The sequence below is a fragment of the Natrialba hulunbeirensis JCM 10989 genome (assembly GCF_000337575.1).
In the GTDB taxonomy this organism is placed as follows: domain Archaea; phylum Halobacteriota; class Halobacteria; order Halobacteriales; family Natrialbaceae; genus Natrialba; species Natrialba hulunbeirensis.
On record NZ_AOIM01000010.1, the window covers coordinates 62,046 to 72,894 of the forward strand.

Genomic DNA, 10,849 nt, shown 5'->3' on the forward strand with positions numbered 1-10,849 from the left:
GCCTTGTACGTGTGGAAATGGGTGACGGTAGTCGGGTGGTTAGTCGCGATCGAGGTACATGATCTGCTCGTCAGCAGGGGCGTACACCGCATAGCTCAAGATCGCCTGTGTCTGTGGGTGGACGTTGAATCCGACCACGTCGTTGCTTGCCGTCCCAGTGTTCAGCGAGTAGTCGACAATAGTGTTTGCCGACAGATCAGTTAGCTGTGGCCACAGCTCGTCGTACCGCTCTCTGCGAGTGTCTTCGTCCTCGGCGACATCCGTCGCGAAGCGACAGCTCCGGAGCAAGTCGATGAAGTCCTCCGGCAGTGCTCCTTCGGGGAAGAAGAAGTTACAACAGCCGTTCCAGTTGTCCGGGTCGTGAATCGTCTCCGGGAACCCGTGTGGCTCCGGCGTGCCGGCGAGACCGATCACGGCCGCCGCATTGTTTTCTGCAGCCTCGTGTCGAGCGCCGTCGGTGTAGAGTTCGGGCGTCCAGTCACCGAGTGCCGCCGGTGTCTCGAGTTCAGCCTCGAAGAGACCGCTCTGGTTCAACTGGTCGACGGCGAGTTGCATCTTGTCGATACGTTCGTCGTCGTCGGCGTTCGTTTGAATAGTGATCTCGACCGGTGCCTCCAGGCTCGACTCTTCGATGAGCTGTTCGGCCTGTTCGACATCCGGTTCGACCGGATAGGCCCACTCCTCGTCGAAGAGGTCGTCGTAATCGTCGGCGGTCGTTGCAAGGTCTGCGGAGGGTGCCGGGAACGGAACCCGAGCCGGGTCACCCCAACCCTGTTCGATGAGGTCGACGATCTGCTGGCGCGGAATCAACGCGCTGACCGCCTGACGGATCTCTCGTTCGGCGAATGCGCCGCCGGTGTCGGTCTCCTCGACCGGGAACTGCATAAACTTGAAGCCGAAGGCTTCCGTCGCAGAGACGACGTAGTCGTCCGACTCGTAGAAACTGTTCCGTGCGTCAGACGGCAGTTCGTACGCGATGTCTACGTCGCCGTCCTCGAGTGCAGCACTCCGCTGGACGGACTCGTCGACGAATCGGATATTGATCTCGTCGATGACCGGGCTCTCGGGGAACTCGTCGGGGCCATCCCACCACGGGATATTCTCGAGGCCGACGTTTTCGACCCAGTAGTTTTCGTTCCGAGAGAGGAGTAGCTGCGATCCTTCTTCGAACTCTTCGACCTGGTATGGACCAGTACCGATCGGGACCAGATCCTCGTCGTCCCGTGGGTCGAGTTCTCCCGCCGGAACGTCAGCGTGTTCGGCCGGGAAAACGTACGGGTTCATCTCCACGAACGCTGCGGCGTCGGGTTCCTGTGAGTACAGCGCGTACGTGTAGCCGTCGTCGCCGTCGAGGGCCTCGGCGTACATGAACGTGTCGAACATCTGACCTTCGTTGTCAGAGCCGACGTATCTGTCGTAGGATCGGACGATGTCTTCGGCCGTCAGTTCGTCGCCGTTGTGGAACTCGATGCCTTCGTGGAGACGTCCCTCGACTCTGGTTCCGTAGACGCCGTCAGCGACGGCGTCGCCGGCTTCCTCCCGGGTCAACACACGGACCGTGTCGCCCTCCTCAGCCGGCAGGTCGTCAGGGTGTTGCATGAGGACGAGATTGTTGTCGTCTTCCAGATCGAAGAATGGGAAGCCGTCGTCCGCGTCGTCGGCTTCCATTTCGACCATGTAGTCCTCGTAGTCCGTGACGGAGACATCGTTTGCTTCCTCGGCCTCGTGTTCTGCGGCCATCCACGGCAGGTATTCCCCTTCGCTGTCGACCGTCGTCAGCCCGTCGTAGACCGCTTCGAACACCACCGAGTCCTCAGCGGCAGTACTCTGTGATTGGTCGTAGTCGGAGATACTGTTTCGTGGAATCGCGAACTCGAGTCTGCCGCCCTCCTGTATCTCGTCGAGGTCGACTTCGTTTCGCTCTAACGCTGCGCTGACGTCGAGGATCTCGTCATCCTCATCGTCACCATTGCCAATACAACCGGCAACACCGATTGCACCAGCAGCCGCGATACCCTGCAGCAGTCGACGGCGATCAAGACTCGAACTTCGTGATTTCGTTGATTTCGACATTGTGTTTAAACCACCATTACGTTGGATGTGATCGCTTTCCGGCTTCGGCGTCGACAAGGCTCATCGACGGACCCAGCTATCATTGGGGAGAGTGACCACATCGCATTTGCCAACACTACAACCTGTCCATCTAAGTGAGGCCATAAATAGGTTTTGATCATGTATTATAATGGCATGGTTGAGCGAGTGATAATTGTGGGATTAGTTTTGTCTTGCGTTGTATTGTCCAACAATTGATTAAAGGTATGTCCAACAATGAACGGTTCTACACATTAGAGTCGACCCCATGAGAGGTGACCGTCTCGCGGAAAATTGCCTCGGTCCAAAGACCACTACAAACCGATCGGATCAGGTAGCAACGGGTTGCTGGCGACTGACTGCACCCGAACGTTTTAGGCGAGTCAGTACCTCCCGACGGCTATGCGTCGGATCTACGAGTCGGACGCCATCGAGCGCGACGAGAAGCCGTTTACCCCACACGAGCGAGAGTCGTCTACGACGGTCCAGTCCTTTCGCTCCATAAACTCGTCGGCGCTGAGCAACCTCTTCGTTCCGAAAGGCCTCCGCCAGCGGGCGATTTCGGTCGATGTTGTAACACCTCAATCGACGTTTTCGGAGGACGAACCGATACCGTTCACCGTCATAATGCACAACTCGCTCCCGGTCCCGGTTACACTGTCGACGGAGTCACCGCTGTTGTGGACCTGGGATATCGACGGCGTCACGGAGGCGACACACGTTGCACGCTATGACCCACCGGACGAGAGCGGCGCGTTCGCCTTCCAGCGCGGCGAACGCAAGCGGTTCCGAAAGGTGTGGCGCCAGCTGTTCAAGGTGTCTGACCACGAGTGGGAAGCGGCTGAGACCGGTGAACACACGATCAGCGTCCAGATCAACGTCCCCAACGCCGAGGAGAAGGGGCTAACCGCCGAGACAACCGTTCAGATCAGTCCGGACGAGTAGCCAGTAAGCAATTCACTACACGGCTACCACAGACCAGCTACTACAGCCCGGCTACTACAGATCCCGTCCCTTCGACACTGTTCCGTGAAGTGCACACGAAGACGACGAAGACGAGCACTCGTGAGTCATCGACTCGGATTTACCCGTCCAGGCGATGGAACTGACTGTGCCTGCTCCGGGCCTACATCAGAGAGATCGACGATTGCACCGACGATCGAGAGCGGTTCCGTCCCATCGAACAGCGGCATTCCGATCTCGAGAACCCACTTCTCCGTACTATTGGCCGTCTGGAGTCGGTACATAACCGAAAACGGCGTTTCGTTCTCGATCGACTGGTCGACCGCTGCATTGACCCGCTCGCAATCGTCAGGGTGGATGAGGTCGAAACCGAAGTTGATGCCACCGATGATGAACGCGTTTGGCTCGTAACCGGTCAACTCGTGGCAGTTGCCGCTGATGAACTCGATCGGCCACCCCTCCTCGTTGCGTGACTGATACACCGTACAGGGAAGGTTCGTGAAAAACCGCTGTAGCTGCAGTTGGTCCGGCGTCTCCCGGTCCCCACCCACGGTCCGTTCGCTGGTCGACACCGGTGATTGCCGACCTGTGCGGTACTCGACGCCGTCGATGAACACCTCGGCGTCGGCGGTTACCGTCACCTCGTGGCCGGGAACCTGAAACGACAGTTCCGACGCCGTGTTACTCGCAACGAGGCGCTCGATTACCGTCGGGTCGACGTAATCCGCCAGCGTGTATCCCAGCGAACCCGGGTCGGACCCATCTGCGGCAGCGAGCGCTGCGACGACCTCATAGATGATATCGTTACGACGATTCATGCGCCTCAACGAATCCATCCCGCGCTAGTGTGTCCGGGAACTGGTCAGCCGACTCCTGGAGAACCCGGATCACCGCCGCGGGCTCGTCAAATCGCGGACCGCGGCGAACACAGAACGGGTCTCGCTCCCAGCGGATGTACTCGACACTCGCCAGTGCGGGAAGATGCTGGTGTCGAAGTTCGATTGCGATTCGGTCGTGGTCACCCTCTCCCAGTTGCGGTGACGACACTGCTGCCGATGGCAGTGGCAGGCGCTGATCAGCGGGTGTATCGAGCAGGGAACTGATGAGTTGTCGACGTGGCCGCGCTGCCAGCAATTGTAGCAACTGATCCCACCGGTCCTGGACGCCACCTCCATCCGGTGTCTCCATCATACGGTGTAGAGCACCTGTAGGATAGTAAGTCTACCCCCGCATTCGTTGTCTCTGTACCCTCAGGTCGCCTGCACACTCGATTTAGCGAACCGGTTACCGCGACGAGCAACGGTCTGCTCTCAGCTATAACTCTCACTGCACGCGGCGGGATCTGTCCCGATCAGTACGAGTTACCGTTCCGAAATCGCCGCCATGAGTCGCTCGAGTTCGCGGTGGCCGTGATACCGAACCGTATTTGATCTCGAATCGTACTCGAGTACCCCTGCCTCCGAGAGGCGCGGCAGTGTCGAGTGGTGGAGGTGTAACGCAAGGTGGGATCGGTCGAGAGCGGGTGGAGCCGCTGTCTCCTGGTGGGGAGACGAGGCCAGTAGCGAGTCAACGAGAGTTGCAAGCGAGACGGTCGTTTCTGACGTGCGTCTGAAGTATGTGAGGACGCCACGGCAGTGTCTGTGTGCACAGAGTGTAAGCAGTTCGTCGAGCGTCTCCGAGCGATCCGCGTCCGTGTTGTCCATGGTGGATGGTGGGAAGCAACCGTGAGGCCGTGGTTCGATGCCAGGGCCGAACGTATCCCGGCCGTAGTGACGGGGGGGGTTGTCGACCTGGCACAGCCGATGGTGGCTGCCCGGCATCGCCATCGTGGGTCGCGATATCGAGTTTCGAACGAAAGCGTCGTCGCGACGGGTTGCTCTTAACCGATGTGTATCACGATGATAAGAGTATGGGTATGGGTATGGGTATGAGTATGGGCAGGAGTGGTCTGTTGTCGTGTGGCCGGAGTCGAATCCGAGTCCGAGTCCGGTGTAGGGGTTGGGGCCAGGGTCAGGACCTGGCGGTAGTTCGCATCAGAACCGGTCGATCCGGTGCGGACTGAGTAGCGAGTCGGTGCAGTCAGGAACAGCGGCACGCCAGAAGTCAACGCGGTCAGAAACGGCGACGCGTCACGAGTCGTCCCGCTCTGCAGCAGCGTCAGAATCGGACTCCCGATTCCGGAGCCGCTCGAGTACCTCGCGAGCGTTCTCGAGTGCCTGTTCTTTTTTCGCAGGGTAGGCCTCGACCTTCGCGCGGAGCATGATACCGTCGCCGACGCGAATCGTCTCCTCGAAGGCGGCCTGTTTGTCCAGGCTGAGGAAGAGTTCGGTGTTCTCGGTGACGCGGTCGTCGAGCTCATCGAGCAGCGTGTCGAACGACTCGAGGTCGGTAAGTCGCGAGAGGACGTGGCGCACGTCGTCTGCGTTCTCGACGCGGGCCGAGAGGACGAGGATACGGTCGCCGTAGTGGCCCTCGCTTTCGACGCGGTCGATCTCGAACTCCTCGGGGAGGAAGGTCCGAAGGGCCTCCTCGACGCGTTTTTCGTCCTCTGTGGCGTAGCAGAACGTTCGAATGTCGACGTAGTGAAGCGGAATCTGTGGCATCTGTGGTATCGTATACGGCTGCCGAACTCTCACATAGGTGGCGTCGCCGGTGCGGGATTGGTCGGTCGGGGCTGGGTGGAGTGTCGGTCGTTGTGGGTGTGAGTACGGACCTGAGTGTCGCTGTCGTTAGTTTTCGTCGTCGTCTTCGCCCGCAACACCGTCAGCCGCCTCGAGATCCTCTTCCGGAATGCCCGTCTCCTGTCCGTCCTCGAAGCTCACGGTGTAGGTCACGTCGCCGAACATCGATTCCATGGTCTGGGTAACCGTTCCGACTTCGCCGTTGAAATCGCTGTGCTTGTCCGTCAGGACAACGTTGTCGTCTTTCTCGAAGCTCATAGTCGCAGTTCCCCGCCGTCGCGTAAAAAGGGACTGATTCACCGTCCTCTCGAGTACTGTTGTGTTCGCGTCAGGTGGTTGCGTTGCCGTCTGGTCGCCGCCTGAGTACCATTTCACTACCGTCGAGCCATTCGCAACGACACTGTCTGCCTCAATCGTCCGATTCGCCGGGTGGATCGGGTGAGCGGTCTGTCTCCGTTCCGTCCTCACCAGCAGCGCGGCGAGCGCGAACCCACTCGTACCCGGTGCCGACGCTGACCGCGATACCGTAACAGCCCCCGAGGAACGGCACCCAGTACACCCAGAACTCGAACCGTGGCGCGATGGCGTTGCCGATCGCCGTCCCGACGCTGTAGATAACGTACCCCGGCAGCGCCAGCGGTGAGAACAGTTCCGTCCGAAACCAACCCAGCGCGAACGGCACGATCAGCAAGATTGTGGTCGCAACCGTCGCCGGACTCGTGAGCGCCCGGCGGCCGATCTCGAGCCAGCCTGCTGGCCCGGCCGAGAGTTCCGACTCCCTCCCCGGCTCCGTTTCAGGTGACGCCCCGCTCATGCGCTTGTCCCTCCGTCTGGTTCCGTTTCGGACTCCTGGTCTGGCTCCCCGGTACCCGCCACGCCAATTCCCGTGTCGTACTCGAGTACCCCGTGAGCCGCGAGGACGTGGGCGGTCACGAGCCGGGACTGTTCGGTCATGGTCGCGTGGTCGAGGAGGAACGCGGTCGTCTCGAAGAGGTAGGCAGTCGCGTCGAGTTCGGCGGCGGCCTTCTGAAAGAGGAGCGGGCCACCGGCGGTGCTCTCGGCTGGAGTGAAGCGGTGGAACGGCAGGTACCAGGGGACGGCGTCCGCGGTGAGTGCGTCGGCGATGGCGCGACCGTGGGCGTCTGCGGAGTGAAAGAGCGTCTGGCCGACGTACTCCCGGTGGAAGCCGTAGATTCCGAGCGAGCGGTGGAGGTCGAGGACGACGTCGGGATCGTACCGTTCGACGGCGTCCCAGATGCCGCGTGCGAGGTCGCTGGTCGGCTCCTCGCCAGCCGGGAAGTGACGGTTGAGGTCGCCGTCGATTCCCCCGCGTTCGTCGTTTTCGACGGCGACGCGGTCGGTCTCGGGGACGACGACGAGTTGGCCAGCATCCGGAGCCCATTCAGTGGCGTCGTGGGCGGCCTCGATCCCGTTGCGTTCGTCGCCGTGGATGCCGCCGAAGACCATCACCGTCGGCCCCGGGTCGGACGCCGTGAGTTCGTACAACGTCGTCTCGTGGACAGTATCGGGGAGCAGTTGTGTCGTCTCAGTCGTGATGTCGTCGCTTCCTTCCTGCGCCGCTGTAAGCAGCCGATCGTTGCCGCCGGGCCGACTCACGACACCTGCGATGGCTGTGCCTGCGAGCGTTGTCACCGCGGCGAGCGCACTCCGACGCCTCATCAGTAGCTGTGAGCAGATCCACTCTCAAGCACCTTCTCATTGACGATGTGAGTGTAATCAGAACGTACTATTCTCGCAATTTCGCCGAATTTCCGGCGTACACCGGATCAAACGACGGTACCGGTGTGTGATATTCGTCACCTGGTGTGAGAGAATACCGTGCCCAGGTTACTCAATGACGATCGTTACTTTTGGATAGCAAAAGAATAGTTCCGAATGCGTAAATACGTGCGGTGCGTACCACTCATATGGAACGCAGAGATCCGATTACGAATGTCCCGACCGACGACGGGGATGTCCCCGTCTACCTGCCTGGAACGCCGACGCTTTCGTTCGTCCGAACGATCGAACGAGCGATCGATATGCTCCGGCGATAACACAGAGTAGCCGCCAACACGAACGTCTGTTGTTCTTTTTCTCTTCCTCTACTCTTCCGCTTCCGCTGCCGATACTCCGAGTTCGTCGAGCAGCGTCTCCGCAGCCGCACTCGAGGACCCGGGTCCGCGAGCGGTGAGGAGATCGCCGTCGACAGTAACGCTCGTGTCCTGATCGAGTTCGGCGTCCCAGTTACCGCCGGCAACCTCGACCTCGTCTTCGACCCAGTAGGGAAGCTTGCGCCCGGTCGGCATGACGTCGTTCTCGTCGACGATTTCTTCTTCCCACTCGTTCGGGAAGCCGGTCACGTCGCGGCCCTCGACGATGAAGCCACCGTCGCTGTCACGGGCGAACGCGAGCAGGCCGACGGCGTGACAGACGACCAGCGCCTTCCCCTCGCCCTCGACCGCGTCCCGAAGGAGTCGGCGTGCGTCGCTGTCTTGATTGACGTCCCACTCGGTGCCGTGCCCACCGGGGAAGACGACAGTGTCGTACTCGCTCGCGTCGGCCTCGGCCGTCGGAATCGGGTCGTTGAGCCGCTCGTCGTTCTCGTGGACCTCACGGACGTGCTCGGCGGTCTCCTCGCCGACCTCGTCCGGATCCGCCGATGTCTCATCGAGTTCCGGCGGCCCGCCCGAGGGCGTTGCGACCGTAATCTCGACGCCCGCATCCGAGAGCGTCTCGAGTGGCTCGACGCATTCTTCTCCCCAGTAGCCTTCCTCGCTAACGACGAATAGTGCGCGCGTCATGGAGACGGCCCTACGCCGAGCAGCCTCAAAACTCCCCCACCACCCGAGGGTGCTGCCGGGACCGTGTGGCCTTTTTCCGTTTCGGTAGGCAATGGTGTCGCCGGTACCGGTCTGACTGGTCGTTGCTGTCCTGGCACTGTTACCATGACACAATACGTTATCGCCACTGACGGTCAGACAGAGCTGAAGTGGCCTTTTTCGGCGTCGATAGCGTACGATATGGTGACTATGGCAGACAGATCGACTCCCTTCGACGGCATCGAGGAACTGATCGAAAAACTCAACCGCCAACTCGAGACGGCTGCTCGATCCTGGGAACAGAGTATTGAGGACCAAAGCCAGCGACGGCTCAATCTTTCGACGAATGTCGGAAGCGGTTCGACCAGCCTCGACATCGCAGACGAGAATGACGAGTTCGTCATCACCGTCGACGTGCCCGGCTACGAGGCCGACGACCTCGACATTCGACTGGCTGGTGAGTTACTCACCATCGAGGGCGAACGCGAGCGCGCGGACGGTCACGATGACGAGGAGGATCGCGGCGTCTACATCCGCCGGGAGCGAGAGGTCCAGTCGTTCAGTCGCAAGGTGACGCTACCAGCTGCCGTCGACCCAGACGGGGTCGATGCGACGATCAACAACGGGATTCTGACGATCCGGCTTCCAAAGCGTGAGCCGGACAGCGGGTCCCATCGGATCGATATCGACTGAGTGGGCTGAGTCCCTGGCCGCCTCGAACCAGTATCAGCCCTGCAACTCACTGCCACACGTCAGTCGTCCAGATTCAGCGCCTCGAAGAATCGGTTCGAAATACGGCCACTGACGAACTCCAGAAGCTGTTCGGCGTCGCCTGCGTCGTCTGCAAAAATACCGAGTTCGATGTAGCCACCCGCCATATCGTGATGGCCGCCCGCCGACCCCAGGTCGCCGAACCCGTCGTCGAGTGTCTCGCCCATGTTGATCCGCGGGTCGATCGACCGGCCACTGATTCGGATCGCGTCACCCACGATACCGTAGACGAGCACCGTATCGACACCCTCGAGATTGAGCAAGTAGTCTGCTGCCTGTGGTAGCGCGTCCGTCTCGCCTGTTTTGCCGACGTTCGCGACCAGCGAGGAGCCCCGACGCTCACGGGTGTCGATCGCTCGCCCAATTGCATCGAGCGTTCCCGGTGAAAACGCGCTGCCGTAGAGCTGTTCGAGCACCTCGAGTTCGGCGTCGGGATAGACCGCGAGCGCAGCCTCGTACTCCCGTCGCGTCGGCTCGCGAACGAAATCCAGGCGCTCGCGATGGAGCGCAAACAGCAGTGCGGAGGCGAGACGACTCGTCAACTCGATGTCGAACTCTTCGAGATACTCGACGAAGATGGTCGCCGTCGCACCGTACTCGGTCCGAATATCGGCGAACTCGGCGTCACCACCGCCGTTAGGGTGATGGTCGACGACAATATCCGGTTCGAGGGCCGTATCGAGCGACGTGTTCTGCCCGCTCGTGTGATCGACGAACGCGAGACAGTCGAACTCCTCGAACGCCACGTCCTCGAGTGGAACGACAGTGAGTGCGAGCATGTTGACGAACGCTCGATTCTGCTGGTGTGAAATCTCGCCGCCGTACGTGATCACCACCTCCTCGACATCGTGTTCGTCGGCGATCGTCTCGAGTGCGAGCGCGCTGGCCAGGCAGTCGGGGTCCGGATTGTCGTGACAGACGACGACGAGCGAGGAGGCGGATTCGAGAACCGAGACGAGATCGGCCGCGCGTGACATGTCGTCACCCAGTACGAGAAACAGCCGTTTGAACCCAGTGACGGTACGGAGTGCCATCGCAGACCGTCTCGCGAGACAATGGTTCGTTGACTGGGTGTACTCGAGTCGGTTGGCATCGCTGCGATGTGATAGGGTGCTGGTATGGTACTGGTATGGTGCTGTATGATGCCGTATACTGTCGTATGGTGCCGATATGAGGCGAGATCATGTCGTACGTTCCCGTATGGTTCCAGTACCGATCGGTACAGTCGTCGTACGGATGGTCGAATCGATGGTCGTCTCCGCAACCGAAGATCGTCGTAGCCACGTCGCGAGCAGTCCGATAGCAGCCGAGGAATCGCCGGGAGAGGTGTCAGTACTGTCACCATGCGAATCGTTGACGAAATCTATTTCATACCGGGCACTCCGTGCACGAGTATGCGAGATGTCTACCTCGTCGGTGCGGGACAGTCGGCCTACGGTGCGTTTCCCGACCAAAGCTACCGATCGCTGTTCCGAACGGCGTTCGAAGACGCAGTCGAGAGCGTTCCGAACGGACTCGAGA

The 10,849-nt window shown here is 60.5% G+C and carries 13 protein-coding genes and 1 pseudogene; 4 read left to right on the forward strand and 10 right to left on the reverse strand.

Going from position 1 to position 10,849, the window contains the following annotated elements:
* Positions 1–39: 39 nt before the first annotated feature.
* Positions 40–2,073: an ABC transporter substrate-binding protein gene (locus C483_RS02850; RefSeq protein WP_006651838.1), complete on the reverse strand. Its 2,034-nt coding sequence runs from the start codon at positions 2,071–2,073 to the stop codon at positions 40–42.
* A gap of 420 nt (positions 2,074–2,493) precedes the next feature.
* Here C483_RS02850 and C483_RS02855 point away from each other — a divergent pair, with 420 nt between their 5' ends.
* Positions 2,494–3,036 (forward strand): hypothetical protein, encoded by a 543-nt coding sequence (locus C483_RS02855; RefSeq protein WP_006651839.1) that lies wholly within the window; start codon positions 2,494–2,496, stop codon positions 3,034–3,036.
* Between the two features lie 125 nt (positions 3,037–3,161).
* Here C483_RS02855 and C483_RS02860 read toward each other — a convergent pair whose 3' ends face one another.
* The 7 genes from C483_RS02860 to C483_RS02890 all read right to left on the reverse strand — a co-directional run bounded on the left by C483_RS02860 (position 3,162) and on the right by C483_RS02890 (position 7,415).
* A complete protein-coding gene (locus C483_RS02860; protein WP_006651840.1) occupies positions 3,162–3,872 on the reverse strand; it encodes a PAS domain-containing protein in 711 nt (236 codons plus the stop codon).
* The gene (locus tag C483_RS02865) at positions 3,859–4,245 is read right to left on the reverse strand and encodes a hypothetical protein (protein WP_241431463.1); all 387 of its coding nucleotides are present in this window, start codon (positions 4,243–4,245) and stop codon (positions 3,859–3,861) included. Before C483_RS02865 ends, C483_RS02860 begins: the two co-directional genes overlap by 14 nt.
* 170 nt (positions 4,246–4,415) lie before the next feature.
* Positions 4,416–4,757: a DUF7344 domain-containing protein gene (locus tag C483_RS02870; RefSeq protein WP_006651842.1), complete on the reverse strand. Its 342-nt coding sequence runs from the start codon at positions 4,755–4,757 to the stop codon at positions 4,416–4,418.
* A gap of 426 nt (positions 4,758–5,183) precedes the next feature.
* Positions 5,184–5,657: an RNA-binding protein gene (locus C483_RS02875; protein WP_006651843.1), complete on the reverse strand. Its 474-nt coding sequence runs from the start codon at positions 5,655–5,657 to the stop codon at positions 5,184–5,186.
* Between the two features lie 126 nt (positions 5,658–5,783).
* Positions 5,784–5,993 carry a hypothetical protein gene (locus C483_RS02880; protein ID WP_006651844.1) on the reverse strand — a complete coding sequence of 70 codons (210 nt, stop codon included), beginning with the start codon at positions 5,991–5,993 and terminating at the stop codon, positions 5,784–5,786.
* Between the two features lie 151 nt (positions 5,994–6,144).
* On the reverse strand, positions 6,145–6,549 hold the full coding sequence (locus C483_RS02885; protein ID WP_006651845.1) for a hypothetical protein: 405 nt from the start codon (positions 6,547–6,549) through the stop codon (positions 6,145–6,147).
* The gene (locus C483_RS02890; protein ID WP_006651846.1) at positions 6,546–7,415 is read right to left on the reverse strand and encodes a succinylglutamate desuccinylase/aspartoacylase family protein; all 870 of its coding nucleotides are present in this window, start codon (positions 7,413–7,415) and stop codon (positions 6,546–6,548) included. Before C483_RS02890 ends, C483_RS02885 begins: the two co-directional genes overlap by 4 nt.
* Before the next feature lie 248 nt (positions 7,416–7,663).
* Here C483_RS02890 and C483_RS21035 point away from each other — a divergent pair, with 248 nt between their 5' ends.
* Positions 7,664–7,792, forward strand: coding sequence for a hypothetical protein (locus tag C483_RS21035; protein WP_006651847.1), 129 nt, complete (start codon positions 7,664–7,666; stop codon positions 7,790–7,792).
* 48 nt (positions 7,793–7,840) lie between these two features.
* Here the strand turns inward: C483_RS21035 and C483_RS02895 are convergent, their stop codons facing one another.
* A complete protein-coding gene (locus C483_RS02895) occupies positions 7,841–8,539 on the reverse strand; it encodes a type 1 glutamine amidotransferase domain-containing protein (RefSeq protein ID WP_006651848.1) in 699 nt (232 codons plus the stop codon).
* Positions 8,540–8,767: 228 nt separating this feature from the next.
* On the opposite strand from C483_RS02895, the gene C483_RS02900 reads away from it, so the two are divergent.
* Positions 8,768–9,250, forward strand: a complete 483-nt coding sequence (locus C483_RS02900; protein ID WP_006651849.1) for an Hsp20/alpha crystallin family protein — start codon at positions 8,768–8,770, stop codon at positions 9,248–9,250.
* 59 nt (positions 9,251–9,309) lie between these two features.
* Here the strand turns inward: C483_RS02900 and C483_RS02905 are convergent, their stop codons facing one another.
* A complete protein-coding gene (locus tag C483_RS02905; protein ID WP_006651850.1) occupies positions 9,310–10,362 on the reverse strand; it encodes a DHH family phosphoesterase in 1,053 nt (350 codons plus the stop codon).
* Positions 10,363–10,722: 360 nt separating this feature from the next.
* Here C483_RS02905 and C483_RS20725 point away from each other — a divergent pair.
* Positions 10,723–10,849 (forward strand): annotated as a pseudogene (locus C483_RS20725) (3-ketoacyl-CoA thiolase); the annotation flags it as partial.

Excerpts from the sequence above, each read along its gene's own strand:
- C483_RS02850 (WP_006651838.1), bottom strand. The coding sequence starts at position 2,073 with ATGTCGAAATCAACGAAATCACGAAGTTCGAGTCTTGATCGCCGTCGA.
- C483_RS02855 (WP_006651839.1), top strand. The coding sequence starts at position 2,494 with ATGCGTCGGATCTACGAGTCGGACGCCATCGAGCGCGACGAGAAGCCG.
- C483_RS02860 (WP_006651840.1), bottom strand. The coding sequence starts at position 3,872 with ATGAATCGTCGTAACGATATCATCTATGAGGTCGTCGCAGCGCTCGCT.
- C483_RS02865 (WP_241431463.1), bottom strand. The coding sequence starts at position 4,245 with ATGATGGAGACACCGGATGGAGGTGGCGTCCAGGACCGGTGGGATCAG.
- C483_RS02870 (WP_006651842.1), bottom strand. The coding sequence starts at position 4,757 with ATGGACAACACGGACGCGGATCGCTCGGAGACGCTCGACGAACTGCTT.
- C483_RS02875 (WP_006651843.1), bottom strand. The coding sequence starts at position 5,657 with ATGCCACAGATTCCGCTTCACTACGTCGACATTCGAACGTTCTGCTAC.
- C483_RS02880 (WP_006651844.1), bottom strand. The coding sequence starts at position 5,993 with ATGAGCTTCGAGAAAGACGACAACGTTGTCCTGACGGACAAGCACAGC.
- C483_RS02885 (WP_006651845.1), bottom strand. The coding sequence starts at position 6,549 with ATGAGCGGGGCGTCACCTGAAACGGAGCCGGGGAGGGAGTCGGAACTC.
- C483_RS02890 (WP_006651846.1), bottom strand. The coding sequence starts at position 7,415 with ATGAGGCGTCGGAGTGCGCTCGCCGCGGTGACAACGCTCGCAGGCACA.
- C483_RS21035 (WP_006651847.1), top strand. The coding sequence starts at position 7,664 with ATGGAACGCAGAGATCCGATTACGAATGTCCCGACCGACGACGGGGAT.
- C483_RS02895 (WP_006651848.1), bottom strand. The coding sequence starts at position 8,539 with ATGACGCGCGCACTATTCGTCGTTAGCGAGGAAGGCTACTGGGGAGAA.
- C483_RS02900 (WP_006651849.1), top strand. The coding sequence starts at position 8,768 with ATGGCAGACAGATCGACTCCCTTCGACGGCATCGAGGAACTGATCGAA.
- C483_RS02905 (WP_006651850.1), bottom strand. The coding sequence starts at position 10,362 with ATGGCACTCCGTACCGTCACTGGGTTCAAACGGCTGTTTCTCGTACTG.